The sequence below is a fragment of the Stenotrophomonas sp. YJH_SMC_101-4 genome (genome assembly GCF_059370395.1).
Window position 1 is genome coordinate 514,017 of sequence record NZ_JCAFTP010000001.1, and the last position, 26,727, is coordinate 540,743.

The following is a 26,727-nucleotide window of genomic DNA, read 5'->3' on the forward strand; positions in this document are numbered from 1 at the left end:
CGATCTATTGTCAAAACAGATTTGACAGTGTTGCAGCTGTCGTCGTGTTTTTCCAACAAGGCCCGCACGGCATGCTGGCCGCTTCTCTGCTGGAGCGCCGCCGATGCCGTCCCCCCGCCTGCGCCATGAGGCGATCTTCCTGCTGGTGTTCGCCCTGGATCTGGTCAACATGTTCATCGCCACGGTGGCCTATCCGGCCTTGGCGGCGGAACTGCACGCTGATATCAGCACCCTGGCCTGGGTCGGCACCGCCTACATGCTGGGCCTGAGCGTGGTGATTCCGTTGGCGCCCTGGCTGGCTGCGCGCTGCGGCGAGCGTCGCTTGCTGCTGGTGGCGTTGCTGTTGTTCGCGGTTGCCGCTGTGCTGGCTGGCGCAGCGCCGGGTATCGGCTGGCTGCTCGGCTGGCGCCTGCTGCAGGGGCTGGCCGGTGGCCTGCTGATTCCGGTCGCGCAGGCCGCGGCGTACCGGCAATGCACGGCGGATCAGCGAGGTGCACTGACCCGGCGCATCCTGCTGGTGGCGTTGCTGGTACCGGCACTGGCGCCCGCGTTGGGCGGGTTGTTGGTGCAGTGGTTGGCCTGGCGCGGCGTGCTCTGGGCCAGCCTGCCCTTGGCGGTGGTGGCGATCGCGCTTGTGCTGGCATGGATGCCGGCCGATGGCGTGCGCAGTGCGCCGCGGCTGCAGGCCTATGCGCTGTCCACCGCGATGCTGGCGCTGGGCGCGCTGCTGCTGGCGCTGACCTGGCTGGGTGAGTCCGGACACCGCGGCGCAGGTGCCGTGTTGTTGCTGGTCGCACTGCTGCTGGCGGTGGCCCACCTGCGGCATGCGCGTCGGCAGGCGCAGCCCCTCCTGCGCTGGTCGTTGCTGTCGCATCGTGGGCTGCGGCTGGCGATGCTGGTCTACCTGGCAGTGCCCGGTGTGTTCATCGGTAGCCAGCTGGTCAGTACCCTGCAGCTGCACCAGGCCGGCTACAGTGCTGCGCGCATCGGCGCGCTGATGCTGCCGTGGGCGTTGGCCTCGGCCATTGCGATCACGGCCAGCAAGCGCCTGCTGGCTCGCTTCGGCCCGGCCACGGTACTGCGTACGGGCATGCTGCTGCAGGCCAGCGGCCTGCTGTTGATGGCGCTGCTGCCGCAGCCGGCCTTCGCGTTGGCCGCGCTGTTGTTCGCGCTGATGGGGGCGGGCGGCAGCCTGTGCAGCAGCACGGCGCAGACGCTGGCCTTCCACGGCGTGGAGGGCGAGGCGCTGGGCGATGCCAGTGCCCTCTGGAACCTCAACCGTCAGCTCAGCTTCTGCCTCGGTACCGCCGCCATTGCGCTGCTGCTGGCATTGGCCATGCAATGGCTGCCGGCAAACGCCACGCGCGTGGCGCTGGGGCTGGCCGCCGTACTGACTCTGCTGCCGATGGTATTGCTGCGTCGGCCGCAATCGATCTCTCTTTCCCAACCCGAGACAATGCAATGACGATGACCGCAGAGAACGAGTTCCATGATCTGATCGCCAAGCTGCAGGCCTGGTTCCGTGCGGAAGCAGCCGCCAGTACGCTGGATGCGCTGATGGATCATTTCTGCACCGACTTCAGCATGGTCGGTATTGCCGGGCAGCGCCTGGACCGCGAAGCCCTGGCCAGCATGTTCGCTGGCGGCCATGGTGCCCGCCCGGGCTTGCGTATCGAAATCGATGCCCTGCAGTTCATTGCGGTGCCGGCACCGTTGGCGATGCTGCGCTACCGTGAAGGGCAGGGCGTTGCTGAAGGTGGGATGGCCTGGCGTGAAGCACTGGCCGTGCTGCGGCAGGAAGACGGCCGTTGGCGTTGGCTGGCGTTGCATGAAGTAACGGCAGCCTGATGTTGTAGAGCCGAGCCCAGGCTCGGCTGCTCTTCGGGGAGGTTGCGGTGGCCCCAGCCGAGCGTGGGCTCGGCTCTACAACGGCCAGATGGATGCGTGCCCGTCGGGCAGCACATGTGCCATCAGTCCTGCCTGCATCCACCGCAGAATGCAAAGCCCGCACACACTTCACGGCTCGGGGCAGGAGTAGGCTTGAGGCTTTCCTGCCGGGAGGGGTTGTCCATGCGTGTGCGTGCCGTCGCTGTAGCCATTGCCCTTTGCCTGTCCAGCACCGTGCTGGCCGCCGATACCCCGCCGATGACCCCGGACATCAGCGGCAAGCCCTTCGTTGCCCCCGATGTCGGTCGTGACTACGACAAGCGCGTGGTGATGGTGCCGATGCGTGACGGCACCAAGCTGTATACGGTGATCGTGGTGCCCAAGGGCGCCCGCAATGCGCCGATCCTGCTGACCCGCACTCCTTACGATGCCGCTGGCCGCGCCAGCCGCAGTGATTCACCGCGCATGCGCGACCTGCTGCCGCAGGGCGACGAGGTGTTCGTCGACGGCGGTTACATCCGCGTGTTCCAGGATATCCGTGGCAAGTACGGCTCCGAAGGCGATTACGTGATGACCCGGCCGCTGCGCGGGCCGTTGAACAATACCAAGGTGGACCACTCCACCGATGCCTGGGACACCATCGACTGGCTGGTCAAGAATGTGCCGGAGAGCAATGGCAAGGTCGGCATGCTTGGCTCGTCGTACGAGGGCTTCACCGTGGTGATGGCGCTGACCGACCCGCATCCGGCACTGAAGGTGGCTGCGCCGCAGAGCCCGATGGTCGATGGCTGGATGGGCGACGACTGGCTCAATTACGGTGCGTTCCGCCAGGTCAACTTCAACTATTTCGCGATGCAGACCGAGAAGCGCGGCAAGGGCACGCCGCTCCCCAGCCTCGGCTACGACGACTACAGCACGTTCCTGCGCATCGGTTCGGCCGGCGACTACGCGCGCTTCACCGGCGTGGACCAGCTGACCTGGTGGAAGAAGCTGGTCGAGCATCCGGCCTATGACGGCTTCTGGCAGGGCCAGGCGCTGGACGCGGTGATGGCGAAAACACCGCTGAAGGTGCCGACCATGTGGCTGCAGGGCCTGTGGGACCAAGAGGACATGTGGGGTGCCAATCATGCCTACCAGGCGATGGAAGGGCGCGACAGCGGCAACAACCGCAACTACCTGGTGATGGGCCCGTGGCGGCACAGCCAGGTGAACTACAGCGGCAGCGAACTGGGTGCGCTGAAGTTCGATGGCGATACCGCGCTGCAGTTCCGCCGTGATGTACTCAAGCCGTTCTTCGACCAGTACCTGGTGGACGGTGCGCCGAAGGCGGACACGCCGCCGGTGCTGATCTACAACACCGGTGAGAACCACTGGGATCGCCTGAAGGGTTGGCCGCGCAGCTGCGACAAGGGCTGTGCCGCCAGCAGCAAGCCGCTGTTCCTGCGCGCCGGCGGCAAGCTGGCGTTCCAGGCGCCGGCGGCGGGCGAGGGCGACTTCGAGGAGTATGTGTCCGATCCGGCCAAGCCGGTGCCGTTCGTGCCGCGCCCGGTACGTTTCGGTGACCGCGACATGTGGACCACCTGGCTGGTCAAGGACCAGCGCTTCGTCGATGGTCGCCCGGACGTGCTGACCTTCATCACCGAACCGCTGGCCGCGCCGCTGCGCATCGGCGGCGCACCGGTGGTGCATCTGCAGGCCTCGACCAGTGGCACCGACAGCGACTGGGTGGTGAAGTTGATCGATGTGTATCCGGACCAGGAAGCGTCCACGCCGGAGATGGGGGGCTATGAGTTGCCGGTGTCGCTGGCGATCTTCCGTGGCCGCTACCGCGAGAGCTTCAGTGATCCGAAGCCGCTGGCGGCCAACGAAGTGCTGCCGTACCGCTTCGATCTGCCCAACGCCAACCACACCTTCCAGAAGGGGCACCGGGTGATGGTGCAGGTGCAGTCCAGCCTGTTCCCGCTGTACGACCGCAACCCGCAGACCTATGTGCCGAACATCTACCTGGCCAAGCCGGGCGATTACCAGAAGGCCACGCAGCGGGTCTGGCACAGCGCGGCACAGGCGAGCTACATCGATCTGCCGGTGTATTGAAGCGGCCAGGGTGACGCCGGGCATGGCCCGGCGCTACCCGGGGATGTGCGGTGTCGGTAGCGCCGGGCCATGCCCGGCGGCGTTGGTAGTGCCGGCCGCTGGCCGGCCTCCGCGATGGCACGGGAGCGTGTCGACTAAGGTCGGCACCTATCAGGGCACCAGCCTTCAGCCCACCTTCGAGGGGCCCGTGCGCCAGCGGCTGGGTACCAGGCCGAAACGTTTGCGGAATGCAGCGGCGAAGTTGCTGGGGTGGCGGTAACCACTGGCGGCGGCTGCCTGCTCAACCGTCCATCCGTCTTCGCGCAGCCCCTGTTCGGCGTGGCGCATGCGCTGCTCGTGCAGGTAGTCGAATACCGAGCAGCCGTACTGCTGGGCGAAATGACGGCGCAGCGAGCTCGGGCTCATGCAGGCCAACTGGGCCAGTTCGATCAGACTGTGGGCATGGCTGGGATCGTCGTGCAGGTAGGCGCGCACACGCTCCAGCCGCTCGCGCTGGCCCGCGCGCAGCGTTCGTACATGGTCGGTCTGCAGATCCTCGGCCTTCAGGCCAACGGCCAGCAGCTGCAGTGCGACGCCTTCGCGCCACAAGGCGTCGATGCCGTCCTCCCATGGGCTGTCGAACAGCTGGCCCAGCACTGGCAGCAGGGTATGCGGAATGGCCCAGTGGCGGCATTCCAGGTGGGTGTTGAGCGCGGTTTCCAGCTGCGGCAGATGGAACAGGTCCGGATCGATCTGGCCGGGCACCATCACGCTGACGCCGCGCATGCGCGTTTCGCCGGGATGCGCACCCGTCATCTCGACCTGTTCGCGGTGGTGCGCGGTCATCGCCGTGCCAGCGCGCAGGGTGAAACCAGCGCGTCGCGGAATGCGCACATCGACCTGGCCCTGCAGCATCACGCGGATGGCCAGGCCGGGACTCTGATGGGCGGTCGCCACATAAGGAAAGCGATTATGGACGTCGGAGGCGATCAGGCTCATGCCGCCGCGCAGGAACTGCTCGTTGACCTCGCCATGGCCGGCCCACTGGTCGTCGCGCAGGTGTTCCGGGTCGGCGCGGTAATCGAAGCCATGGCGGTGGCCGAAACGGCGGTAATCAGCAAAAGTGAAATATCGGGACATCGCTCGGCACGTGCTTTGGAGGTGGACGCTGGCATTACCTCGCCCACGCGCTCTGCAACGCAGATGCAGATCCGGTCGTTACCCGTGAGACATGCCGGGAAGCAGTGGCATGGGCACTCTGGATGGTGGGAGAACACCAGGTTGAATTGAATGTGTCGGAGAAACTGGAAACGTTTCCCATTGTCGCCTCGATTCTCGCGCTTTTGATTTCAATATGGTCAAAACGATTGACGATTACGGCCAAAGTGAAAATGCCGCCGAACATACGCCAGCGTTTTGCATGCATATCCGTACGCAACTCCATACATCAACTTGAGTTGAGGTTTCATGGCTGGAACGATCACCCGTGGACGCGATGTCAGCCAGATCATCACGGGCGCGCGCGTAGGGTGGGGCGGTTGCCTGTTGCAGGCCACTTCGATACCCCCACTGATGGAGAACGCAGATGATTGACTACCAGCTCACCGGCAAGACCGCGATCGTGACCGGCGGCGTGTCCGGTATCGGCCTGGCCGTGGCGCAGACCCTGGCGGCGTCCGGCGCGCGGATCTCGGTCTGGGATCTGAAGCAGGATGCGGTCGATGCCACCGTGGCGCAGTTGCGGGATGCGGGTGCACAGGCCATCGGCATCGCGCTGGACGTCACCGACGACGCTGCGGTGGAGGCGGCAGTGCAGCGCACGATCAAGGAACTCGACGGCCTGCATGTGGCGGTCAACAACGCCGGTATCGGCGGGCCGGCTGCCAGCAGCGGTGACTATCCGATCGATGGCTGGCAGCGGGTTATCGACGTCAACCTCACCAGCGTGTTCCTGTGCCAGCGTGCGCAGATCCAGGCGATGCGAGCCGCTGGAACCGGCGGCAGCATCATCAACATGGCCTCGATCCTGGGCCAGGTGGGCTATGCCGGTTCCACTGCGTACGTGGCGGCCAAGCACGGCGTGGTTGGGCTGACCCAGACCGCCGCTTGGGAACATGCGGCCGACGGCATCCGTGTCAACGCGGTCGGCCCGGGCTTCATCAGCACACCGCTGCTGGAGAAGATGGACCCGAAGGTGCGCGCCACGCTGGAAGGCCGCCATGCATTGAAGCGGCTGGGCACGGCCGAGGAAGTTGCGGCGCTGGTGGCCTGGCTGGCCAGCGACGATGCCTCGTTCGCGACCGGCGCGTACTACGCCATCGATGGTGGCTATCTGGCGCAATGATGCGGTAATCGCAGGCGACGGTGATGCCGGGCAGGGCCCGGCGCTGCCGGGTGAACGGGCTGTGGTGCGGCCTTCACCGTTGTGCCACGGCTGCCGCGCGACGCTCCGGGAAAATCCCGGAGCCTCTCCCATGGAACTCACCCAGGATGTCTCGATCCTGCTGCGCGTGGCCGCAGCCATGTTGTTCGGCGGCGTGCTCGGCGTCGAGCGCGAGATGGGCAAGCACGCAGCCGGCCTGCGCACGCACATGCTGATCGCCGGTGCCGCCGCACTGATTGTCGGCCTCGGCGACTCGGTGGCTGAGCATTTCCAGCAGGAGCGCTATCGCGACCTGCTGCAGGTCGACCCGGTCCGTCTGATCGAAGCGGTGGTGGCCTGTGTTGGCTTCGTTGCCGCCGGCACCATCCTGCGTGGGTCACGCGAGGACCAGGTCAGCGGATTGACTACCGCAAGCTCACTGATCATGGCGGCGGCCATTGGCATCGCCGTGGGCATCGGTAAATACGTGATTGCGATCGGCGTCAGCGTGCTGTGCGTGCTGGTGCTGGCGGTGATGCGGCGGTTGGAGAAACGGATCTCGTAAGGAATCTCGAGTTGCCGGCCAGCGGCCGGCACTACCATGGCGGCCTGAATGGTCGGACCAATATGGCATCTAGCGCTATGGTCTAATAGGCTCGTCGTCGGAGTGGCGGTTAAATCCGCTGCAAGTGGTCTGATCGAAATCTTTATTGGTACGACCAATAATCGACAGTCACGGCGACCCACCGCCTGCGGTGGGGCACCTTCCGCATCCAGTCGAGAGTCTTCATGCAGCCCTGGCAACACCTGTACGACCCCGCCGGCAACCTGTGGTTGTCCAGCCTGATCGCGCTGCTGCCGATCGCGTTCTTTTTCATTGCCCTGGCCGTGCTGCGCATGAGGGGCTGGCTGGCCGGCACGATCACCGTGGCCATCGCACTCGGCGTGGCCCTGCTGTTCTACGGCATGCCGCTGAGCCAGGCGCTTGGCGCGGCCGGCTTCGGCTTCGTCTATGGGCTGTGGCCGATCGCCTGGATCATCATCGGTGCCGTATTCCTCTACAAGGTCTCGGTCAAGACCGGGCAGTTCGACATCATCCGCGCCTCGATCCTCTCGGTCACCGAGGATCAGCGCCTGCAGATGCTGATGGTCGGCTTCGCCTTCGGTGCCTTCCTGGAGGGCGCGGCGGGTTTCGGTGCGCCGGTGGCGATCACCGCGGCACTGCTGGTCGGGCTGGGCTTCAAGCCGCTGTATGCCGCCGGCCTGTGCCTGATCGTCAACACCGCGCCGGTGGCGTTCGGTGCAATGGGCATTCCGATCATCGTGGCCGGGCAGGTCACCGGCCTGGATGCATTCGAGATCGGCCAGATGGCCGGCCGCCAGCTGCCGTTCCTGACCATCATCGTGCTGTTCTGGATCATGGCGATCATGGATGGCTGGCGTGGCATCAAGGAAACCTGGCCGGCGGTGCTGGTCGCGGGTGGCTCGTTCGCTATCGCACAGTACCTCACCTCCAATTTCATCGGCCCGGAACTGCCGGACATCACCGCGTCGCTGGCGTCGCTGGTGTGCCTGACCCTGTTCCTGCGCCGCTGGAAGCCGGTGCGGATCTTCCGCTTCGATACCGAAACCAGCGCCGAGGCGGCCGCACAGGCACTGGAGGCGCCGCGCTACAGCGTCGGCCAGATCGCCAAGGCGTGGTCACCGTTCCTGATCCTCACTGCGATGGTCACGCTGTGGAGCATCAAGCCGTTCAAGTTGCTGTTCGCGGCGGGCGGCCCGCTGGAAAGCTGGGTGCTGAAGATTCCGGTGCCCGGCCTGGACCAGATGGTGCAGAAGATGCCGCCGATCGTGGATGCACCGTTGAGCTACGAAGCCGTCTACAAGTTCGACTGGTTCTCAGCCACCGGTACCTCGATCATCCTCGCTGCGGTGATCGCGATCATCGCGTTGCGCATGCCGGCGCGGTCGGCGCTGCACACCTTCGGCGAAACCGTGCGTGAGCTGCGCATGCCGATCTACTCGATCGGCATGGTGCTGGCCTTCGCCTTCATCGCCAACTACTCGGGCCTGTCGGCAACGCTGGCGCTGGCATTGGCGCACACCGGCGACGCGTTCCCGTTCTTCTCGCCGTTCCTGGGCTGGCTGGGCGTGTTCCTGACCGGTTCGGATACCTCGTCCAATGCGCTGTTCTCGGCGCTGCAGGCCACCACCGCACAGCAGATCGGCGTGTCCGACGTGCTGCTGGTGGCGGCCAACACCACCGGCGGTGTCACCGGCAAGATGATCTCGCCGCAGTCGATCGCCATTGCCTGCGCAGCGGTCGGCCTGGCCGGCAAGGAATCGGATCTGTTCCGTTTCACGGTCAAGCACAGCCTGATCTTCACCACGATGGTCGGCCTGATCACCCTGGCCCAGGCCTACTGGCTGACCTGGATGATTCCCTGAGCCATGCACGGTTGGCCGACCACCCGCTGCGCGCTTCGGGCCACAATGGCGCCATGAGCACGCAACGTATTTCGGACAAGGTGGCGGCGCAGCTGCGCGGCCTGGTGCAGGAACAACGGCTGCAGCCGGGTGACCGGCTGCCGGCAGAGCGCACCCTCGCGGTGCAGCTGGGGGTCTCGCGCACGGCCTTGCGCGAGGCCATTGCGCAGCTGGCCAGCCAGGGCCTGCTGACCGCACGCGTCGGTGGCGGCACCTACGTGGCCGAACCGGCGGCGCGCGCGCGGCAGGCGCTGGATGAACCGCTGGCGCCGTACCTGCCGCTGTTCCAGGGCGACCCGGAATACCGCTTCGACGTGCTGGAGATCCGCCACGCACTGGAAGGCGCCACCGCCTGGCATGCTGCATTGCGCGCCACCGACGAGGACCGCGCGCGCATCGCGCAGGCGTTCCAGACCATGATGGATGCGCACGGCAAGGACGACCCCACCGGCGAGGCCGAGGCCGACGCGGCCTTCCACCTGTCCATCGCCGAGGCCTCGCACAACCTGGTGCTGCTGCAGGTGATGCGCGGCCTGTTCGAGCTGCTGCAGACCAACATCTCGCAGAGCCGCGAGAAGCTCTACACCTCGGCGAGGACCTTCTCGCCGCTGTCCGACCAGCACCGCGAGATGATGGATGCGGTGCTGGCTGGCGACCCGGAACGCGCGCGCGCCGCCGCGCATGCCCACCTCGAGTTCGTGCACACCACGCTGCGCACCCTCGATGACAACGAAGCCCGGCGTGCGCGGGCCTCGCGTCTACCTTCCCCACACGGTTGACCCCATGATCATCTCCGCCTCCACCGATTACCGTGCCGCAGCGCAACGCCGGCTGCCGCCGTTCCTGTTCCACTACATCGATGGCGGCGCGTATGCCGAGCACACGCTGAAGCGCAACGTTTCCGACCTGTCCGACATCGCGCTGCGCCAGCGCATCCTGCGCAACATGTCCGACCTGAGCCTGGAAACCGAGCTGTTCGGCGAAAAGCTGGCAATGCCGGTGGCGCTGGCGCCGGTCGGCCTGACCGGCATGTATGCCCGGCGCGGTGAGGTACAGGCGGCGCGCGCGGCCGACAGCCGCGGCATCCCGTTCACCCTGTCCACCGTATCGGTGTGCCCGATCGAGGAAGTGGCACCGGCCATCCAGCGGCCGATGTGGTTCCAGCTGTATGTGCTGCGCGACCGCGGCTTCATGCGCAATGCGCTGGAGCGGGCACAGGCCGCGGGCGTGACCACGCTGGTGTTCACCGTGGACATGCCGGTGCCGGGTGCGCGCTACCGCGATGCACACTCCGGCATGAGCGGCCCGAACGCCTCGCTGCGCCGCATCGGCCAGGCCATCACCCATCCGCACTGGGCGTGGGACGTGGGTCTGTTCGGGCGCCCGCATGACCTGGGCAACATCTCCACCTACCGCGGCAACCCGACCGGGCTGGAGGACTACATCGGCTGGCTGGGCAGCAACTTCGATCCGTCCATTTCATGGAAGGACCTGGAATGGATCCGCGAGTTCTGGAAGGGGCCGATGGTGATCAAGGGCATCCTCGACCCGGATGATGCGCGTGACGCGGTGAAGTTCGGTGCCGATGGCATCGTGGTCTCCAATCACGGTGGCCGCCAGCTGGACGGCGTGCTGTCCACCGCGCGCGCACTGCCGGCGATTGCCGATGCCGTGCAGGGTGATCTGAAGATCCTCGCCGATTCGGGCATCCGCACCGGCCTGGACGTGGTGCGCATGCTGGCATTGGGCGCCGACACCGTGCTGCTGGGCCGTGCCTTCGTCTATGCGCTCGCCGCCCAGGGCGAGGCCGGCGTGGCCAACCTGCTGGACCTGATCGCCAAGGAAATGCGCGTGGCGATGACACTGACCGGCGCGCGCCGCATCGCCGACATCGGCCGCGATTCGCTGGTCAGCCTGCCATGAGTGGCCACGATGCCGTGCTGGCGCAGTTGCGCGACGCGGTCGGCAACCGCCATGTACTGACCGGCGACAAGGCCACGCGCCGCTTCCGCCGTGGCTATCGTTTCGGCGACGGCCCGGTGCTGGCCGTAGTGCGCCCGGGTACGCTGCTGGAACTGTGGCGCGTGCTGCAGGCAGCGGTGCAGGGTGGGGCGGCGATCATCCTGCAGGCGGCCAATACCGGCCTGACCGGTGGCTCGACCCCGGATGGCAACGACTACGGGAGGCCGATCGTGCTGGTCAGCACGCTGCGCCTGACCGGTATCCAGCTGTTGAACGAAGGCCGCCAGGTGTTGTGCCTGCCCGGCGCCACGCTGGACCGGCTGGAGCAGACGCTGGCACCGCTCGGCCGCGAACCACATTCGGTGATCGGCTCGTCCTGCATCGGTGCGTCGGTGCTGGGCGGCATCTGCAACAACTCCGGCGGCGCGCTGGTGCGCCGTGGCCCGGCCTATACCGAACTGGCACTGTACGCGCAGGTCGACGCGCAGGGCCGGTTGCAGCTGGTCAATCATCTGGGCATCGCGCTGGGTGATACGCCCGAGCAGATCCTGCAGCGCCTGCAGGTGGGCGACTACAGCGCGGCGGATGTCGGCAATGGCGACGGCCGTGCGGCTTCCGATCCACGCTATGCCGAGGAAGTACGCAAGGTCGATGCCGATACCCCGGCACGTTTCAACGCCGATCCCAGCCGCCACTACGAAGCCGCGGGTTCGGCCGGCAAGCTGGCGGTGTTCGCGGTGCGCCTGGACACCTTCGAGAAGGAGGCCGCCGAGGTCTTCTACATCGGTAGCAACCGCACCGACAGCCTGACCGCGATCCGTCGCCAGCTGCTGACCGGCTTCGAGCGGCTGCCGATTGCTGGTGAGTACATCCACCGTGATGCCTATGACATCGGCGAACGCTACGGCAAGGACAGCTTCCTGCTGATCGACCGCCTTGGCACTTCCCGCGTGCCCGCCGCGTTCGCGTTGAAGAGCCGTGTCGATGGCTGGTTCGAGCGATTGGGCCTGCGCGGCGTGACCGACCGTGTGATGCAGGTGCTGACGGACCTGCTGCCTTCGCACCTGCCCAAGCGCATGGGCGAGTTCCGCCAGCGTTATGAGCATCATCTGTTGCTGAAGGTCTCCGCGCAGGACGCAGCAGAAACCGAGGCCTGGCTGCGCGACTTCTTCACTGGCCACGAAGGTGGCTATTTCCACTGCACGGCGGAGGAGGGGCGCAAGGCGTTCCTGCATCGCTTCGCCGTGGCCGGTGCCGCGGTGCGCTACCGCGAAGTGCGTCGTGACCAGGTGCAGGACATCGTGGCGCTGGACATTGCCCTGCGCCGAGATGATGCCGACTGGTTCGAGCAGTTGCCGGCCGATATCGACGGCCGCCTGCTGCACAAGCTGTATTACGGACACTTCCTGTGCCACGTGTTCCACCAGGACTACATCGCGCGCAAGGGCGAAGACCCGATGGAGATCGAGCACGCGATGTGGGCACTGCTGGACCAGCGCGGCGCCGAGTATCCGGCTGAGCACAACGTCGGCCACCTGTACCCGGCCAAGCCGGCGCTGGCCGGGTTCTACAAGCAGCTGGATCCGAGCAATACGTTCAATCCCGGTATCGGCCAGACCTCGAAGGCCAAGGGGTGGGGTGGCTGCGACTGCGGATGATGTAGAGCCGAGCCGGCGCTTGGCTGGTGTTTGTGGTGAGAAGCAGTCGAGCAGGGCTCGACGCCGCCCGGGCAGCAGTTACCATCGGAGGCCCAACCGCAGGAGTCGTCCATGCCCACCGCTGCCGCCCGCGCCACCCTGTGCACTGCATTGCTGGCGATCCCGCTGCTGGCGCTGGCCCAGAGCGCGATCCTGCCGCAGCAGCGCGATGCCGCCGGCAACGTGATGGAGCCGCTGGGACAGGTACTGATCGCGAGTGAGACTGGACCGTCGGGGCTTTATGACTGCACGCGGGACAGCAACTGGTGCGTGCGCGTGCAGCCGGTGGCCGAGGAGGGGGACCGGCCCACCCTGCTTGAAGTGCTTGAGAAGGGGCCGGGCCAAGGCAAGCCGCACACCTACCACGTCAGCATCGACGTGCCGCGGGAAAGCGAGCTGTCGCTGTGGCCGTGGATCGTGCGCCTGGCCCCGGGCATGGGCAGCGATGAAACAGTGACCGACCCGCAGCAGCGCACCCGCCAGAATGTGCTGGTGGGCGGCATCGTCACGTTCAGCACCATGTACTCCGGTGGCGGTGCCGATGCGTCCACGCTGCAGTTGGCACGCGTGCGCCACCTGCAGGACGACATCCAGGTGGACGACGACGTGCTGACCGTGCCATGGCTGGGCAATGCGATGATCCGCGCCTGTTTCAGCGAGCAGGACAGCAAGCAGCGTGCAGGCGCCTGCCACGACGAATACAGCTTTTCGGCGAAGCTGGCGCTGGATCCAGCAGGGCAGGGCATGCCCGTGCTGCGCTACCAGACCGTGGCGACCCGGTTCCCGGCCGGTGTTTCGCGCTTCGAGGATTCGCTGGCCAAGGGGCCGCTGAAGAAGAAAGACCTGCGCACCGAGCAGGATCCGGCGTGCACCTATACGCGGTTGTTCCACTTCCGCGAGGGCATGTTCCACCCGGACCAGGCGCTGCCGGACTGCGCCGGCTATACCGAACCCTGAAGTGTAGAGTCGAGCCATGCTCGACTCGGGTTCTCGCGTGGCCCGGCCGCAGAGCAGCCGAGCGTGGGCTCGGCTCTACAAAAACTGAGGCGGCGCTTACTCGCAGCGGGTGGCGGTGATGACGTTGTCCTTGTCCACGAACACGCGCAGGCGGTCCTGGCGGATGTCCTTGGTGGTGATGGTGCTGGGGCCGATCGGGTTGACCAGGCCGGCACCACTCTCGCGGGACAGGCGGCGGATGTTGGGCTCATTGGCCGGCTGGCCGATCGCCCAGCCCAGCTGGCTGGCGTCACAACGGCCGCTGCCTTTGACTTCCGGGCCAGGGGTGCTGACGCAGGCCGACAGCAGCAGGGCAGAGGCCGGCAGCAACAGGGACAGACGGAATGCGGACATGCGAGCGCTCCTGCGCAGGGGAAGATGGCGGGAACGATAGCACCGAGCGTGCGAAAGGCGTCAGCGCCCCGGTCATTGCCGGCACAGCGTGGTCATTGCATAGTGGGAGGAATGGCTGGCAGTACGCCAGCGGGCAGGCCGGGCCTTTCCGGCGCAGATGTTGGATAGGGTATGACGGCAGGCAGTTTCCGCGGCAAGGACAAGACGATGACGGCGCTGGCGTTGTCGTTGCTGGGCGTGGCGTTTGCCGCCTGCGCTGCCGATCCGGAACCCGTGCCGGTCGAATCCCCGGTATTCGGCGCCTGGCGCAACCTGCAGACTGAAGCGGGCTACGCGCCTGCGCAGCGCAATCTGGCGTTTGCCATGCTGCCGCAGGCGGCCACCCGCGGTGACCGATTCGCCATCCTCGATCGTGAGGGCAAGCGCGCGGTGTGCTGCCTGCAGGTGGCCAGCCCCTCGCTGGGCGTGGCCGCGCTGCGCGAGCAGTACCACCTGCCGCAGGCCTGGGTGACCGACCTGAGCAATGGCCGCAGCCCGGCACGTCCCTATGTGCCGCACGTCTATGCGATGCAGCGGGTGGACGAGCTGGCCGACTACAGCTTCGCCGATGTACCTGGCGCCTACAGCGACCTGGGTGGGCTGCTGATTCCGGAAGGTGCCGCGCTGGATGCGGACGGCAGCGCCGTGCGCCTGGGGGACACCCGCTACCGGCTGCATTTCCAGCGCCAGCCGCACGCCGATGACGACGGCGCGCTGGATCGCTACAGCCTGCAGGCGGGTGAGGGCGAGGCACCGATCGTGGTTGAAGTGCCGTTCGGCACCTACTGATTGCAGCTTCGCACTGGCTAGAATGCAGCACGGCGCTGTCTGCCGTGCCTGCTCCGTGAGTCGTTTCCGTGTCCTTTCGCCCCTTCCTGCTGCCGTCCCTGCTGTTGTTGTCCGCCTGTGCCAGCGCGCCGCCGCCGGCCCATTCCGACGCGTTATGGCGATTGATCGAACGTGACTGCCGGGGCGCCGAAGGTCCACGCGGCGACTGCCTGCGCGTGGAGACGGCCGCGGATCGCCGCGATGTGCTGGTCAAGGACGCGCACGGCGACTACCAGTTCCTGCTGATGCCGCTGGACAAGGTCAGCGGTATCGAGAACCGCCGCCTGTACCAGCGTGGTGCACCGAACTACTTCGCTGCAGCCTGGCAGGCGCGCAGCCACACCGAACAGGCCTTGCGGCAACCGCTGCCGCGCAACGTCGCCAGCCTGGCGTTGAACTCGCCGCACGGCCGGTCACAGCACCAGTTGCATATCCATGTGGATTGCCTGCGTGCCGACGTGCTGCAGGCGCTGGACACGCATGCTGCCGCCCTGGGCAGCCGCTGGGCACCGTTGCCGGTGCTGCTGCGCGGCCATCAGTACCAGGCCCGCCTGCTGCCGGGCGCGGAACTGACCGCCAATCCGCTCAATCTGCTGGCCTATGACCTCGCGGGCGTGGATGATGTGGGCCAGTGGAGCCTGGTCGTGGCCGGCCGGGACGCAGTGCAGGGCGGCCCGGGCTTCATTCTGCTGGCGACCCGTGTGGACGCCGGCACCGGCAACGAGGCCAGCGCTGAAGAGCTGCAGGACCACGCCTGCTCGGTGTTGACCGGCGCAGGCGACTCGCTGGAGCGGGTCCGCTAACCCTGGGGCTGCTGGCGGCTTCGCCAGACCGGTGCGGTCAGCGCCAGCAGCTGGCGATCCTGCCAGCCCTCCAGGTCCAGATGATGGTCGCGCAGCAGGCCTTCCTGCTCGAAGCCGAAGGCGTGCAGCGCAGTGGCGAACGGGTCATTGCAGTCCGGTGGCAGCATCACGAACAGGCGATGCAGGCCGACATCCTCGAACAGGAACGGGCACAGCGCCCGTAGCGCCGCGTCGGTATGCGGGTGCCAGTGCTGCAGCGACAGCAACTCGGCACTGCGCGCGTGCAGCGACTGCAGGCGGATATGCAGCTGATCCAGCACCGTGCCGTGTTCGTCGTCGAACACTCCCAGCAGCAGCTGATCGTTGTCCTGCTCCAGGCGCGAGCGATGCATGTGGGCGAGAAAGCGTGCTTCCTCGTCGATGTCGCCGGGGTGACGGCGGCCGCGCCGACGGCGGTCATCGAACAGGCGCCAGCGCGGCAGGTCGGTACGCTGGAAGGGGCGCAGGGTGACCGGTGCGGACTGCAGCTGCAGCAGGTGACGGCGCAGCACCGGGCGCAACGGGGGAAGGGGGGAGGTGGGATACGGGGTCATCATCCCCGGGACGATGGCCGTGCCCGCGGCGCCACACCATTCAAAACGTTGCAAAAGTGTGGCGGATGGCACTGCGGGTCTGATTCGGTTCAGGCATAAGGCCATCAGGCCTGGTCATTTCCGTTGAAACCCCCCATTCAGGACACTTTCGTTACGGGATCGTTATGTGCCGCACAGGCCGCTGTCCCGTACCACCACCCGCCAAACTCCCCAGGAAGCCCATGTCCGCCTCCCACAAGGCGCCGCGCCCGCGTCCGCTGGTGCTCGCACTGTCGTCCCTGATGCTGGTCTCACTGCCGGCTTTCGCGCAGGAAAGCGCACCCACCACATTGCAGGAAGTGAAGGTCACCGGCTCGCGTATTCCGCGCGCCAGTGTCGAGGGGCCCTCGCCGGTGACGGTGATCAGCCGGGAGCAGATCGATGCACAGGGCTACCGCAATGCCTTCGATGCGCTGAGCGCGCTGACCGAGAACACCGGCAACGTGCAGGGCGAGGACTTCGGCAATACCTTCACCCCGGCCGCCAACACCATCAACCTGCGCGGGCTGGGCCCGAACCGCACGCTGGTGCTGGTCAACGGCCGCCGCCAGGCCGACTACCCGCTGGCCTACGAGGGCTCGGTGAACGTGGTCAACCTGGCCAACATTCCCAGTGCGCTGATCGAGCGCATCGAGGTCCTGGCGGCCGGTGCGTCGGCGGTGTATGGCTCCGATGCCATCGCCGGTGTGGTCAACATCATTCTCAAGGACCGCTTTGAGGGTGTGGACGTGAACGTGCGCGCCGGTGGCACCCAGCAGGGCGGTGGTGACAACCAGCGCGCGCAGGTGGTCGGGGGTAGTTCCGGCGAGCGTTGGGATGCGCTGTTCGGCTTCGAGTTCGATGTGCGCAAGGCGATCCATGCGCGCCAGCGCGACTTCATGGATTCGCTGGATGATGACCCGGCCGGCAAGGCGCCGCAGGCGACCGCGATCGCCTATCGCCGCAATGCTGCCACCGGCCGCAACATCGATCCGGGCGTCAACGGCTGCGACGCAGCGTCGGACATCTATGGCGGGAGCGTGTTCCGCGCCAACAACCCGCGCCAGGGCTGGTACTGCGGCAGCAATGAGGCCGCAGCCAGTTACTGGACCGTGCAGACCCAGAAGCGCAACCTCAATGGCTATGGCCTGCTGACCTTCCACGTCAACGAGACCACCGATCTGTTCGCCGATGTCGCCGTGGGCAGCGCGCGCATCTACAACAACACGCGTGCGCCGACCTGGACCTCGGCGCGCAACTACTTCTACAACCAGACCACCGGCAATCTGGAAAGCTGGTACCGCCGCTTCGCGCCGGAGGAAATCGGCGGCCTGCCGCGCAATGCCAACCGCTTCCTGGAAAACTCGTGGTCGTTCAACGTCGGCGCACGTGGTCAGATCGGTGACAGTGGCTGGGACTATGAGGCGGTCTACAGCCGCTCGCGTTACGAGAACCGCACCCGCCGCCCGGTGCTGCTGGCCGGCATCAACGAATACCTGCTTGGTCCGAAGCTGGGCGTACGCAATGGCGTTGAGGTCTATGCGCCGGACCCGGCACGCCTGTTCAAGCCATTGACCCCGAACGAATACGAGGGCCTGTCCGACTACCAGGAAAGCCGCAATGCGGCATGGCTGCAGACCTTCAGCGCCAGCGTCAACGGCCGCCTGTTCGCGCTGCCCGGTGGCGACGCTGCATTGGCAGCGGTGGTCGAAGCCGGCAGCCAGGGCTACCGCAACCGCCCGGACCCGCGCCTGGGAACCGGCGAGTTCTGGAACACCAGTGCAGGCGTCGGCGCCGGTGGCGAGCGTGACCGCTACGCCGCAGGTGTGGAGCTGCAGTTGCCGCTGCTGCAGTCGCTGACCACCACGCTGGCCGGCCGTTACGACCAGTACCGTGCGGGTGGCGAGCACATCGGCAAGGCGACCTGGAGCTTTGGCGTCGAGTTCCGTCCGATCGAGAGCCTGCTGATCCGTGGTACGGCGGCGACCAGTTTCCGGGCGCCGGACATGAACTATGTGTTCGCGACGGAGACGCGCGGTTACAACCCGGGCATGACCGACTACTGGCGCTGCCGCACCGCAGGCCAGTCGTACGACAACTGTGACTACAACGGCCTGTCGATCGACTACAGCAACCGCGCCAATGCGCAGCTGCAGCCGGAATCGGCCAAGTCCTATGGCTTCGGCGTGGTCTGGTCGCCGCTGTCTGGCCTGGATTTCAGTGCCGACTACTACGACATCCGCATCGACAACGAGGTGACCAGCCTCGATACCAGCCGCATCCTGCGTGACGAGGCCGATTGCCGCCTGGGCCGCACGCTGGGCGGCGAAGCGCGCGATATCGGTTCACCGCTGTGCCAGGACGCGCTGTCGCGGGTGATCCGCAACCCGTCCAACGCAACCGTGCAGCCGGACCAGGTGACCCGTGTGCTGATCAATCCGATCAACGCCGCCTCCGAATCGGTGCGTGGCCTGGACCTGAAGGGCAACTGGCGTTTCGATGCCGGCCGTTATGGCCGCTTCACCACGCGGCTGGCCTACACGGTGGTGCTGGAGCACAAATACCGGCAGTTCTCCGATGATCCGGAGCGTGACATCCGCAATTCGCTGGATGACTACCAGTGGCGCAGCAAGGCCAACGGCAGCATCACCTGGAACCAGGGTGACTGGACCACCACGCTGTACGGCAACCGCTTCGGCTCGCTGCCGAAGACCGATGGCAGTGGCCGCATCGCGCCGTACATGACGTACAACGCCAGCGTGTTCCGCCAGTTCGGCGAGAACCTGTCGGTGGGCGTGATCGTCAACAACCTGCGCGACAGCCGCCCGCCGGCGGACAAGAACGGAGGCGGCTGGCCGTTCTACCCGGTCGGCAATTACGACCCGTACGGCCGCCAGTACTGGGTGCAGCTGGATTACCGGTTCCGTTGATCCGGCAGGCGAACGAAAGGCCCGGCATTGCCGGGCTTTTCTTTGTGCAGTGCACCGGTGCTGCCGCTGCGCGCGTGGCATGCTGTGGCGATACCCGGAGGATGATGCGCATGGATGCCAGAGTGTGGAGTGTGATTGCCGTGCTGGCCATTGCCGGTTGCAGCAGCAAGCAGGCGGCCAGTGTGGACGATGCTGCGGAGGCGGCCAGTGCCGCGCCCGTGCCGTCTCTTTCCAACGCAGTGACCGATGCTGGATCAGCGCGCGTGCCAACGGCATCGACGCGTGCGACGGCCGGGCAAGGGCCTGCGGATCCGGAGGGACACTTCCTCGAGGGCGAGCGCTTGCTGTTGACTGAAGGAGCACTGTCGGCGGAAAAGAGCGACGTGATCCTGGGCTCAGACAACGCCTTTGCGCAGGCGATCAGCCAGTTCGAGCAGGATGCGGCGGGCCACCCGGAAGTGCAGGACCTGACCCGGCTCTACAGGACGGCCGCGACCCGGCTCATCGGCAGCGACGGCACGCTGGTGTCTTTTGCGTGTGGCTACAGCCTGTGTGTCGGCGAGATCCGCAGCCGCACCGATGAGGATTTCAGCGCCTGGTCCGAGGCGATCGGCATGGACAAGGCAAGGCCGGTCTACAGCCTGACCACGGCACCGATGACGTGGGGCAGGGACCAGCACGGTGGGCGTTTCGTGTTCTCGGTGGACCCGGCCGCCAACGCCATCACGGGTCAGTAGCGTCGCGCTACGGCAGCGCCTGTACCAGGTACGACTCGATGACGTAGCTGAAAGGCTGCTGCTGGCGGTCGCGCAACGAGGCACGCACCTCCAGGATCACGCCGTGATCGCCTTCACCCCGCGGCGGCCAGAACGTCTGGTCAGTCAGGGTCTGGCGCTGGAAACCGAGCGGGCCGACCACGCGGCCGAACGGTTCGTCGGTGCTGTCCAGCACCTGGTTCATGGCCGGGCTGAGGTGGCCGGGCAGGTACCAGTTGTCGGCCTCGGACAGTACGCGGCTGCCGCAGACCAGCTGCACGCGGCGATAGCGCAGTTCGGTACCCGGCGTCGCGCCCAGCGCCTGCAGCACGTCGGCGGGGGCAGGCTTGTCCTGGCCGTGTATGCGCACCGCGCGCACCCGCGCCTGTTCGGCCAGGCCATGCTCGGCGCACCAGTGTTCCAGCGTGGCGGTGGCGCTCTGCCCGGACAGCACGCGCTGGTGCAGTCGCTCGACCAGTGCCGCCGGGGCGATGCGCTGCTGGCCCGGCGGCGACTGCAGCGGCGCAGCGGCCGCTGCATCAGTGGCGGACAGGCTGGCGATCGGGGCGGCGGCAAGCAGGGACGCGGCCTGCCAGCGGCGGAGACGATCGTGGCGGTCGGACGGGCCCATGCGGCATCACAACGGAAACAGGCGCCCATGTTACCCGTTCAGGGGTGTGCACGGCGTGGCTGCGACCGGTTGTCGCAGGGGTAGTCATCGTTCTGGTGAATGTGTGCCATCCAGATATTTCGTTGGCCGATGGTGGCGGCGGGGCGCACGATGGCGGCAGTCTTGGCATTCCGGGAGTTCCCGATGACCCTCCAGTTCGTCCATGGCGGTGTCGACCGCCACGGTGCGCCGCTGCATTTTCATATCCGTGATGGCCGCATCAGCGGCCTCAATGGCGAGGCCGCGCCGGATGACGGGGCGGAATGCGTCGACCTGCGGGGCTTCGCGGTGTTGCCCGGGCTGGTCGACGGCCACATCCACCTCGACAAGAGCTTTGTCGGCGACCGTTGGCACCCGCACCAGCCGGTGAACAGCCTGCGTGAGCGGCTGGCGGTGGAGAAGGCGGCGGTGGCGGGTGCGGCACCGATGGTGGACCGTGCCGAGGCGCTGATCCGCCAATGCAGTGCTTTCGGTACGGTGGCGATGCGCTGCCATGTCGATATCGACGCCAGCACCGGGCTTGGCCATCTCGAAGCCGTACGCGAGGCGGCGTTGCGCTGCGCCGACATCATGCGCATCCAGCTGGTGGCATTCCCGCAGGCCGGGGTGATGTCCTGTCCGGGTACCGCCACCGTACTGGAGCAGGCGCTTGCTGCGGGCGTGGAAGTGCTCGGCGGCATCGACCCCACCACGCTCGATGGTGATGCCGAAGGCCAGCTGGCGCTGTTGTTCGCTCTGGCCGAGCGCTACGGTGTGCAGCTGGACATCCATCTGCACGAGCCCGGCGAAACCGGTCTGGCGCAGCTGCTGCGCATCGCTGCGCGTACCCGGGCCGCCGGCCTGCAGGGGCGTGTTGCGGTCAGCCATGCCTATGCGCTGGGCGAGGTGCCGCTGGCGCGCGCGCTTCAGGTGGGCGAAGCATTGGCCACCGCGGATGTGGCGATCATGAGCAACGCGCCGGGGGATCATCCGTTCCCGCCGCTGCGCGCGCTGCATGATGCCGGTGTGCGCGTGTTCGCAGGCAACGACAACATCCGTGACTGCTGGTGGCCGTATGGCAATGGCGACCTGCTGCAGCGGGCGATGCTGCTGGGCTACCGTTCCGGCTTCTACACCGATGCCGACCTGATGCTGGCGCTGGACATGGTCACCACCCATGCCGCGCAGGCGATCGGCCTGCCGCAGCATGGTATTGCCGAAGGCCGGCCGGCGACCTTCGTGGCCGTGCGTGCCGACCACGGCCCGGCGGCCGTGGCTGCGGTGCCGCTGGAGCGCCGCGTGGTGGTCGACGGCCGCTGGCTGTAGATCCACGCCGCGCAACCCCCTGTAGTGCCGAGCCATGCTCGGCGACCTTTCAGGCGTAATCGTCGGCGCGGGTGGCGACGAATTCCTCAAGCCACGCCAGCAGATGGGCGATGTCGATGATCTCGCCCTGCTCGACGCGCTTGAGCAGCAGCGTGCTGGCGCCGATCTGCAGGCTGCTGTCGGCATAGCGCAGCACCGCGTCGATGCCCCAGGCATCGGTCACCTGCATCCAGGCCAGGCCCGGCACGCGCTGGGCCAGGGTGTCACCGAAGGCCACGCCCAGTGCTTCCCAGCCGTCGCAGTCGTCACGACCGATCAGCTCGGCATCGACCACGCGCTGCAGGGTGGTGGCCGCCAGCGGCCACTGTACCGGCAACGTCGGAAAGCCGGCGGCCACGCGCGCGGCGATCAGCGAGCGTTGGTGCTGCAGATGCGTCTGCAGGGCCGCGGGTAGGGGATCGAAGCGGGTAGGGATTTCGTCGGACATGGCAAGGCGCCGTGGAGCACGGAAACAACAGGCACTCTACGAGGCGATGTTGCCCGCCGTGCGGCCGGATTGACCATGTTTCGATGCGTGATGCGCGAACGGCATCCACGCATGGCGTGGATCTACTGTGGTCAGTCCGGTTCGCGCTGCACCTGGCGCCACAGCTCGCTGGCCAGCGCACGCACGGCATCGTCGGCGTCGGCACGGTGCAGCAGGCCGATTTCGTAGTTGTCGATCACCGGCAGCTCACGCTCGCCATCGATGATGCGGTGCTCGCGGCTGACCGCGCGGCGCGGCAGCAGGCTGATGCCGATGCCATCGGCCACGGCGCCCTGGATGCCACTGAGCGACGAACTGGTGAAGGCGATGCGCCAGCGCAGGCCCAGCGCTTCCACGGCGTGGATCATCTCGTCGCGGTACAGGCCGCGCGGCGGAAACGTGACCAGCGGCAGTGGGTCCTGCTGCAGGCAACTGCTGCGCAGGCTGTCGATCCAGTGCATCGGCTCGCGCCGGCAATGCACCGCCTGGCGACTGTTGCGGCGCTGCTTGACCAGCACCAGGTCCAGCTCGCCGTGGTCGAAGCCCTGCGCCAGGTCACGGCTCAGGCCGCTGCTGATCTCCAGTTTCACCTGCGGGTGGCGGCGGCTGAAGGCGGCCAGCATGCGCGTGGTCTGCGGGTTGACGAAGTCCTCCGGCACGCCGATGCGGACGGCGGTCTCCACCGTCGCGCCGGCCAGCGCCTGTGCCATTTCCTCGTTCAGGTCGAGCATGCGCCGCGCGTAGCCGAGCAGGGTGTGGCCGGCGTCGGTGGGGTGAACGTCGCGGTGGCCGCGTTCGAGCAGGCGATGCCCGGCCAGTTCCTCCAGCCGGCGTACCTTCTGGCTGACCGTGGATTGTGTCGAATGCAGGCGCGTGGCCGCCGTGGTGAAGCTGCCGCAGTCGGCCACCATCACCAACGCCCGCAGCAGGTCCAGTTCGAACAGGGTTCTATTCGATTTGGCACTGTCTTGCATTTGAACATTTCACTTCTGGATACCCGAGCCGACTTCTACCATGCAGGGCAGGGGCCGGCAATGCCCGGCTGTTGCTACCGTCGCCCGGTGCTCCGTGGCGACGGACATGAGGAGTTACTGTCATGCGCGTCCATCGTTCCCCTGGCTGGCCTGCGCCGTTCGCGCGCGTGCTGCTGTTGTGCCTGCTGGCCATGGTCACCCCGGCCTGCACCGCAACGTCCAAAGCCGACGTCGATGGCCGCCTGCGGGATGCTGCCAGCCGCGGTGACGCTGCTGCGGTGCGACAGGCGATCGAGGAGGGCGCCACGCTGGAGGCGCGCGATGGACAGGGCCGCACCGCGCTGCTGCTGGCCACGCATGGCAACAACGTGGATGCCGCGCGCGAGCTGATTGAGGCCGGTGCCGACGTCAACGCCAAGGATGCGTTGCAGGACAGCGCCTACCTGTACGCAGGCGCGCGTGGCCTTGATGAGATCCTGGCGATGACCCTGGCGCATGGTGCCGATCTTCGCAGCACCAACCGCTATGGCGGCACCGCGCTGATTCCCGCCGCCGAGCGCGGCCATGTCGCCACTGTGCGCACGCTGCTGCGGGCCGGCGTGGCGGTGGACCATGTCAACCGGCTGCACTGGACCGCGCTGCTGGAAGCGATCCTGCTCGGCGATGGCGGCGCGCGCCACGTGCAGATCGTGCAGCTGCTGCTGGAGGCCGGTGCCGACCCGGAGCTGGCCGACGGCGACGGCGTGACGCCGCTGGCGCACGCGCGCCAGCGCGGCTATACCGGAATTGAATCCCTGCTGCGCCAGCACGGCGCGGTGCGCTGAGCCGCAACCCCTTCCACCCGCACGCTGGGCGTGCCCACCAGGATGCTGTCCATGTTCCGTTCCCGTCCGTTGTCCCTTGCCATCCTCCTTGTGGTGGCACCGCTGTCGGCATCTGCTGCCGAGCGCGCCGACCTGCTGATCCGCAATGCCACCGTGGTCGACGTCGAGCACGCCAGTACCCTGGCTGGTCAGAGCGTGGTGATCCGCGGCGAGGACATCGTCGCTGTCGGCCCGGACGCGCAGCTGCGCAGCCAGTGGAGCGCGACCCGCCAGATCGATGCCAAGGGCAAATACCTGATCCCGGGGCTGTGGGACATGCACGTGCACTTCGGTGGTGGCCCGGCGCTGATCGAAGAGAACAAGGCACTGCTGCCGCTGTACATCGCGCATGGCATCACCACGGTGCGTGACTGTTCCGGCGATCTGCCCGAGCAGGTGCTGCAGTGGCGTGGCGAGATCGCCAAGGGCACCCTGTTCGGCCCGCGCCTGCTGAGTTCCGGTGCGAAGATCGAAGGCATCAAGCCGGTCTGGAAGGGCACGATCGAAGTGGGCAGCGAGGCCGACGCCGACAAGGCAATCGCCCGCCTGCAGCACGACAAGGTCGATTTCGTGAAGATCACCGACAGCACGCTGAAGCCGGAACTGTTCCTGTACTCGGCCAGTGCCGCGCGCAAGGCCGGATTCAAGGCGTCGGGCCACATCCCGATGGCGCTGACCGTGGAGCAGGCGGTCGATGCCGGCCTGGCCTCGATCGAGCACCTGGACTACGCGTTCAAGGCCGGCAGCAAGGACCAGGCGCAGATTGCCGCCGACTTCGGAGCTGGCCGCATCGACCGTGCCGAAGCCAACCGCCGCCTCGACGCCAGCTTCGACCGTGACACCGCAATGCGGGCCTACCGTGATTTCGCCAAGCGTGGCGTATTCGTGACCCCGACCCTCAACGGCGGCCGCATCCTCGACTTCCTCGACCAGGATGACCACGCCAACGACCCGTACCTGGCCTACATCGGCCCGGGCCTGCGCGCGACCTACCAGTGGCGCGTGGACCGCGCGGCGAAGGCGACGCCGGCGCAGATCGAAGCGCGCCACGCGCAGTACCACCAGGTGGCCGCCGTGCTGCCGATGCTGCAGGCGGCCGGCGTGACGATCATCGCTGGCACCGATGCAGGCTTCCTCAATTCGTTCAACTTCCCGGGCATCGCCCTGCACCAGGAACTGCAGCTGTTCGTGAAGGAAGGCCTGAGCGCACCGCAGGCGCTGTCGGCCGCAACCCGTTCCGGCCCCGCCTGGTTCGGCCAGATGGACCGTTACGGTGGTGTCGCGCAGGGCAAGGCCGCCGATCTGGTGCTGCTGACCGCCAATCCGCTGCAGGACATCGCTGCCACCGAGAAGATCGACAGCGTGATCCTGCGCGGCAACGTGTATGACCGCGCCGCGCTGGACAGGATGCTGGCCGACACCAAGGCCAAGGTCGCGGCGTGGAATGCCGAGGCGACGAAGGCCAATTGATGGTGTGGCGGGGCGGAATCCACGCATGGCGTGGATCTACCGGTTACCGTCCGGGCATCCATACCCGCGATCAGCAGTAGATCCACGCCATGCGTGGATGATGCGGCCGGTGACCTAGCGCGGCGCCGGCCGCATGCCGTGCAGCTGCGGTAGTGCGGCCTTCATCGCATCGATGAAGGCGCGCAGCCGCGGCGGCTGCTGGCGCGCGGCGGGAAATACCACGTATACCGGTAGTGGCGGCGCCTGCCAGTCCGGCAGCAGCTGCACCAGCCGCCCTTGTGCGAGGTCGTCGGCCACCAGCCAGGCCGAGACCACGGCCGCTCCCAGCCCGGCACATGCGGCCTGCTGCACCACGAACAGGTTGTCGCTGAGCAGGCGCGGGCTGATCGAAAGGGTATGCGCGTGCCCCTGCGCGTCATGCAGCAGCAGTCGTTCGCGGTAGTAGGTGACCAGCGAGATCCACGGCAGTGACTGCGCCTGTTCCGGCGTACCGACCGCTGTGACGTCCACCAGCGAGGGCGCCGCCACGACGATGCGCGGTACTTCGGCCAGCGGCAGCGCGACCATGCGCGGTTCGTCGACCGGGCCCACCCGCACCGCGCAGTCGATGCCTTCTGCAATGAAATCCGGACGCCGATCTTCAAGGATCCACTCCAGGCTCAGCTGCGGATGCCGGGCGAGGAACGCGAGCATGGTCGGCAACAGCTGCGCCTGGCCGAAGGCGTGCGGCACCATCACCCGCAGGCGGCCGCGCAGTGTTTCTGGCTCTCCGTGCAGTTCGGCCTGCAGCGACTCCCATTCGTCGACCACGCGTTGCGCATGGCGCTGGCAGCGCAGGCCATCCTCGGTCAGTTGCAGGCCATGGGTGGAGCGCAGCAGCAGGCGCAGGCCGAGCTGCCGCTCCAGGGCCTGCAGGCGTCGGCTGACCGTTGGCTGGGTGGTGCCCAGCTGCGCGGCTGCGGCAGACAGGCTGCCGGCATCGACGATGCGCAGGAAGGTGCGCAGCAGATCCAGGCGATCGGCGCCAGCGGTGAGCTCGGTCATGCGTATGGCGTATGAATGATATGTATTTCAGCCTACTACAGACGTTGGGCGAATGCGGGCAGGATACGCCCACTTCTTCCACCGGACTCCC

At 67.0% G+C, this 26,727-nt stretch carries 24 protein-coding genes; 17 read left to right on the top strand and 7 right to left on the bottom strand.

Annotated features, from left to right (window positions below):
- Positions 1-103: 103 nt before the first annotated feature.
- From AC5P8D_RS02480 to AC5P8D_RS02490, 3 genes are all read left to right on the top strand, one after another.
- A complete protein-coding gene (locus AC5P8D_RS02480) occupies positions 104-1,465 on the top strand; it encodes an MFS transporter (RefSeq protein ID WP_495203039.1) in 1,362 nt (453 codons plus the stop codon).
- Positions 1,462-1,848, top strand: a complete 387-nt coding sequence (locus tag AC5P8D_RS02485) for a DUF4440 domain-containing protein (RefSeq protein ID WP_049437771.1) — start codon at positions 1,462-1,464, stop codon at positions 1,846-1,848. The genes AC5P8D_RS02480 and AC5P8D_RS02485 overlap by 4 nt, the downstream gene beginning before the upstream one ends.
- Before the next feature lie 222 nt (positions 1,849-2,070).
- Entirely contained in the window at positions 2,071-3,981 is a 1,911-nt protein-coding gene (locus AC5P8D_RS02490; protein ID WP_019338311.1) for a CocE/NonD family hydrolase, read from the top strand.
- Positions 3,982-4,146: 165 nt separating this feature from the next.
- Here AC5P8D_RS02490 and AC5P8D_RS02495 read toward each other — a convergent pair whose 3' ends face one another.
- The gene (locus AC5P8D_RS02495) at positions 4,147-5,100 is read right to left on the bottom strand and encodes a helix-turn-helix transcriptional regulator (RefSeq protein ID WP_010485049.1); all 954 of its coding nucleotides are present in this window, start codon (positions 5,098-5,100) and stop codon (positions 4,147-4,149) included.
- Positions 5,101-5,545: 445 nt separating this feature from the next.
- Here AC5P8D_RS02495 and AC5P8D_RS02500 point away from each other — a divergent pair, with 445 nt between their 5' ends.
- From AC5P8D_RS02500 to AC5P8D_RS02530, 7 genes are all read left to right on the top strand, one after another.
- Positions 5,546-6,304 carry an SDR family NAD(P)-dependent oxidoreductase gene (locus AC5P8D_RS02500; protein WP_049452746.1) on the top strand — a complete coding sequence of 253 codons (759 nt, stop codon included), beginning with the start codon at positions 5,546-5,548 and terminating at the stop codon, positions 6,302-6,304.
- 130 nt (positions 6,305-6,434) lie between these two features.
- Complete coding sequence (locus tag AC5P8D_RS02505) at positions 6,435-6,887, top strand: MgtC/SapB family protein (RefSeq protein ID WP_005410036.1); 453 nt, start codon at positions 6,435-6,437, stop codon at positions 6,885-6,887.
- A 224-nt stretch (positions 6,888-7,111) separates the two neighbouring features.
- Positions 7,112-8,770 carry an L-lactate permease gene (gene lldP / locus AC5P8D_RS02510; RefSeq protein ID WP_495203040.1) on the top strand — a complete coding sequence of 553 codons (1,659 nt, stop codon included), beginning with the start codon at positions 7,112-7,114 and terminating at the stop codon, positions 8,768-8,770.
- A gap of 53 nt (positions 8,771-8,823) precedes the next feature.
- On the top strand, positions 8,824-9,588 hold the full coding sequence (lldR, locus tag AC5P8D_RS02515) for a transcriptional regulator LldR (RefSeq protein ID WP_012511377.1): 765 nt from the start codon (positions 8,824-8,826) through the stop codon (positions 9,586-9,588).
- 4 nt (positions 9,589-9,592) lie between these two features.
- Positions 9,593-10,732, top strand: a complete 1,140-nt coding sequence (gene lldD, locus AC5P8D_RS02520; RefSeq protein ID WP_010485059.1) for an FMN-dependent L-lactate dehydrogenase LldD — start codon at positions 9,593-9,595, stop codon at positions 10,730-10,732.
- Positions 10,729-12,429: a D-lactate dehydrogenase gene (dld, locus tag AC5P8D_RS02525; protein ID WP_071305377.1), complete on the top strand. Its 1,701-nt coding sequence runs from the start codon at positions 10,729-10,731 to the stop codon at positions 12,427-12,429. The genes lldD and dld overlap by 4 nt, the downstream gene beginning before the upstream one ends.
- Positions 12,430-12,540: 111 nt before the next feature.
- Positions 12,541-13,425: a hypothetical protein gene (locus AC5P8D_RS02530; RefSeq protein ID WP_071305376.1), complete on the top strand. Its 885-nt coding sequence runs from the start codon at positions 12,541-12,543 to the stop codon at positions 13,423-13,425.
- A gap of 96 nt (positions 13,426-13,521) precedes the next feature.
- Here the strand turns inward: AC5P8D_RS02530 and AC5P8D_RS02535 are convergent, their stop codons facing one another.
- Positions 13,522-13,818 (bottom strand): I78 family peptidase inhibitor, encoded by a 297-nt coding sequence (locus tag AC5P8D_RS02535; protein ID WP_010485066.1) that lies wholly within the window; start codon positions 13,816-13,818, stop codon positions 13,522-13,524.
- A gap of 171 nt (positions 13,819-13,989) precedes the next feature.
- Between AC5P8D_RS02535 and AC5P8D_RS02540 the strand changes: the two genes are divergently transcribed.
- Together AC5P8D_RS02540 and AC5P8D_RS02545 are read left to right on the top strand one after the other, a co-directional pair.
- Positions 13,990-14,646 (top strand): decarboxylase, encoded by a 657-nt coding sequence (locus AC5P8D_RS02540; protein ID WP_495203041.1) that lies wholly within the window; start codon positions 13,990-13,992, stop codon positions 14,644-14,646.
- A 68-nt stretch (positions 14,647-14,714) separates the two neighbouring features.
- The gene (locus tag AC5P8D_RS02545; RefSeq protein WP_217013565.1) at positions 14,715-15,488 is read left to right on the top strand and encodes a CDP-diacylglycerol diphosphatase; all 774 of its coding nucleotides are present in this window, start codon (positions 14,715-14,717) and stop codon (positions 15,486-15,488) included.
- Here the strand turns inward: AC5P8D_RS02545 and AC5P8D_RS02550 are convergent.
- Positions 15,485-16,084 (bottom strand): GNAT family N-acetyltransferase, encoded by a 600-nt coding sequence (locus AC5P8D_RS02550; protein WP_049437756.1) that lies wholly within the window; start codon positions 16,082-16,084, stop codon positions 15,485-15,487. The genes AC5P8D_RS02545 and AC5P8D_RS02550 overlap by 4 nt on opposite strands.
- Before the next feature lie 218 nt (positions 16,085-16,302).
- On the opposite strand from AC5P8D_RS02550, the gene AC5P8D_RS02555 reads away from it, so the two are divergent.
- Together AC5P8D_RS02555 and AC5P8D_RS02560 are read left to right on the top strand one after the other, a co-directional pair.
- Complete coding sequence (locus AC5P8D_RS02555; protein ID WP_049437754.1) at positions 16,303-19,029, top strand: TonB-dependent receptor plug domain-containing protein; 2,727 nt, start codon at positions 16,303-16,305, stop codon at positions 19,027-19,029.
- 104 nt (positions 19,030-19,133) lie between these two features.
- Positions 19,134-19,766 carry a hypothetical protein gene (locus AC5P8D_RS02560; protein ID WP_231298718.1) on the top strand — a complete coding sequence of 211 codons (633 nt, stop codon included), beginning with the start codon at positions 19,134-19,136 and terminating at the stop codon, positions 19,764-19,766.
- 7 nt (positions 19,767-19,773) lie between these two features.
- On the opposite strand, the gene AC5P8D_RS02565 is transcribed toward AC5P8D_RS02560, so the two are convergent.
- The gene (locus AC5P8D_RS02565) at positions 19,774-20,415 is read right to left on the bottom strand and encodes a hypothetical protein (RefSeq protein WP_495203042.1); all 642 of its coding nucleotides are present in this window, start codon (positions 20,413-20,415) and stop codon (positions 19,774-19,776) included.
- A 183-nt stretch (positions 20,416-20,598) separates the two neighbouring features.
- Between AC5P8D_RS02565 and AC5P8D_RS02570 the strand changes: the two genes are divergently transcribed.
- A complete protein-coding gene (locus tag AC5P8D_RS02570) occupies positions 20,599-21,759 on the top strand; it encodes an amidohydrolase family protein (RefSeq protein WP_495203043.1) in 1,161 nt (386 codons plus the stop codon).
- A 49-nt stretch (positions 21,760-21,808) separates the two neighbouring features.
- Here the strand turns inward: AC5P8D_RS02570 and AC5P8D_RS02575 are convergent, their stop codons facing one another.
- Together AC5P8D_RS02575 and AC5P8D_RS02580 are read right to left on the bottom strand one after the other, a co-directional pair.
- The gene (locus AC5P8D_RS02575) at positions 21,809-22,246 is read right to left on the bottom strand and encodes a DUF3806 domain-containing protein (protein ID WP_349744156.1); all 438 of its coding nucleotides are present in this window, start codon (positions 22,244-22,246) and stop codon (positions 21,809-21,811) included.
- Between the two features lie 131 nt (positions 22,247-22,377).
- Positions 22,378-23,259, bottom strand: a complete 882-nt coding sequence (locus tag AC5P8D_RS02580; protein WP_024957553.1) for a LysR substrate-binding domain-containing protein — start codon at positions 23,257-23,259, stop codon at positions 22,378-22,380.
- A 122-nt stretch (positions 23,260-23,381) separates the two neighbouring features.
- On the opposite strand from AC5P8D_RS02580, the gene AC5P8D_RS02585 reads away from it, so the two are divergent.
- Together AC5P8D_RS02585 and AC5P8D_RS02590 are read left to right on the top strand one after the other, a co-directional pair.
- Positions 23,382-24,083, top strand: a complete 702-nt coding sequence (locus AC5P8D_RS02585; protein WP_049409240.1) for an ankyrin repeat domain-containing protein — start codon at positions 23,382-23,384, stop codon at positions 24,081-24,083.
- A 51-nt stretch (positions 24,084-24,134) separates the two neighbouring features.
- Positions 24,135-25,592 carry an amidohydrolase family protein gene (locus AC5P8D_RS02590; protein WP_495203044.1) on the top strand — a complete coding sequence of 486 codons (1,458 nt, stop codon included), beginning with the start codon at positions 24,135-24,137 and terminating at the stop codon, positions 25,590-25,592.
- A gap of 114 nt (positions 25,593-25,706) precedes the next feature.
- Here AC5P8D_RS02590 and AC5P8D_RS02595 read toward each other — a convergent pair whose 3' ends face one another.
- Positions 25,707-26,636 carry a LysR family transcriptional regulator gene (locus AC5P8D_RS02595; RefSeq protein WP_495203045.1) on the bottom strand — a complete coding sequence of 310 codons (930 nt, stop codon included), beginning with the start codon at positions 26,634-26,636 and terminating at the stop codon, positions 25,707-25,709.
- Positions 26,637-26,727 lie beyond the last annotated feature (91 nt).

What these genes read in the sequence shown, in the direction of transcription:
- AC5P8D_RS02480 (WP_495203039.1), top strand. Translation starts at nt 104, where the DNA reads ATGCCGTCCCCCCGCCTGCGCCATGAGGCGATCTTCCTGCTGGTGTTC.
- AC5P8D_RS02485 (WP_049437771.1), top strand. Translation starts at nt 1,462, where the DNA reads ATGACGATGACCGCAGAGAACGAGTTCCATGATCTGATCGCCAAGCTG.
- AC5P8D_RS02490 (WP_019338311.1), top strand. Translation starts at nt 2,071, where the DNA reads ATGCGTGTGCGTGCCGTCGCTGTAGCCATTGCCCTTTGCCTGTCCAGC.
- AC5P8D_RS02495 (WP_010485049.1), bottom strand. Translation starts at nt 5,100, where the DNA reads ATGTCCCGATATTTCACTTTTGCTGATTACCGCCGTTTCGGCCACCGC.
- AC5P8D_RS02500 (WP_049452746.1), top strand. Translation starts at nt 5,546, where the DNA reads ATGATTGACTACCAGCTCACCGGCAAGACCGCGATCGTGACCGGCGGC.
- AC5P8D_RS02505 (WP_005410036.1), top strand. Translation starts at nt 6,435, where the DNA reads ATGGAACTCACCCAGGATGTCTCGATCCTGCTGCGCGTGGCCGCAGCC.
- lldP (WP_495203040.1), top strand. Translation starts at nt 7,112, where the DNA reads ATGCAGCCCTGGCAACACCTGTACGACCCCGCCGGCAACCTGTGGTTG.
- lldR (WP_012511377.1), top strand. Translation starts at nt 8,824, where the DNA reads ATGAGCACGCAACGTATTTCGGACAAGGTGGCGGCGCAGCTGCGCGGC.
- lldD (WP_010485059.1), top strand. Translation starts at nt 9,593, where the DNA reads ATGATCATCTCCGCCTCCACCGATTACCGTGCCGCAGCGCAACGCCGG.
- dld (WP_071305377.1), top strand. Translation starts at nt 10,729, where the DNA reads ATGAGTGGCCACGATGCCGTGCTGGCGCAGTTGCGCGACGCGGTCGGC.
- AC5P8D_RS02530 (WP_071305376.1), top strand. Translation starts at nt 12,541, where the DNA reads ATGCCCACCGCTGCCGCCCGCGCCACCCTGTGCACTGCATTGCTGGCG.
- AC5P8D_RS02535 (WP_010485066.1), bottom strand. Translation starts at nt 13,818, where the DNA reads ATGTCCGCATTCCGTCTGTCCCTGTTGCTGCCGGCCTCTGCCCTGCTG.
- AC5P8D_RS02540 (WP_495203041.1), top strand. Translation starts at nt 13,990, where the DNA reads ATGACGGCAGGCAGTTTCCGCGGCAAGGACAAGACGATGACGGCGCTG.
- AC5P8D_RS02550 (WP_049437756.1), bottom strand. Translation starts at nt 16,084, where the DNA reads ATGATGACCCCGTATCCCACCTCCCCCCTTCCCCCGTTGCGCCCGGTG.
- AC5P8D_RS02555 (WP_049437754.1), top strand. Translation starts at nt 16,303, where the DNA reads ATGTCCGCCTCCCACAAGGCGCCGCGCCCGCGTCCGCTGGTGCTCGCA.
- AC5P8D_RS02560 (WP_231298718.1), top strand. Translation starts at nt 19,134, where the DNA reads ATGCGCATGGATGCCAGAGTGTGGAGTGTGATTGCCGTGCTGGCCATT.
- AC5P8D_RS02565 (WP_495203042.1), bottom strand. Translation starts at nt 20,415, where the DNA reads ATGGGCCCGTCCGACCGCCACGATCGTCTCCGCCGCTGGCAGGCCGCG.
- AC5P8D_RS02570 (WP_495203043.1), top strand. Translation starts at nt 20,599, where the DNA reads ATGACCCTCCAGTTCGTCCATGGCGGTGTCGACCGCCACGGTGCGCCG.
- AC5P8D_RS02575 (WP_349744156.1), bottom strand. Translation starts at nt 22,246, where the DNA reads ATGTCCGACGAAATCCCTACCCGCTTCGATCCCCTACCCGCGGCCCTG.
- AC5P8D_RS02580 (WP_024957553.1), bottom strand. Translation starts at nt 23,259, where the DNA reads ATGCAAGACAGTGCCAAATCGAATAGAACCCTGTTCGAACTGGACCTG.
- AC5P8D_RS02585 (WP_049409240.1), top strand. Translation starts at nt 23,382, where the DNA reads ATGCGCGTCCATCGTTCCCCTGGCTGGCCTGCGCCGTTCGCGCGCGTG.
- AC5P8D_RS02590 (WP_495203044.1), top strand. Translation starts at nt 24,135, where the DNA reads ATGTTCCGTTCCCGTCCGTTGTCCCTTGCCATCCTCCTTGTGGTGGCA.
- AC5P8D_RS02595 (WP_495203045.1), bottom strand. Translation starts at nt 26,636, where the DNA reads ATGACCGAGCTCACCGCTGGCGCCGATCGCCTGGATCTGCTGCGCACC.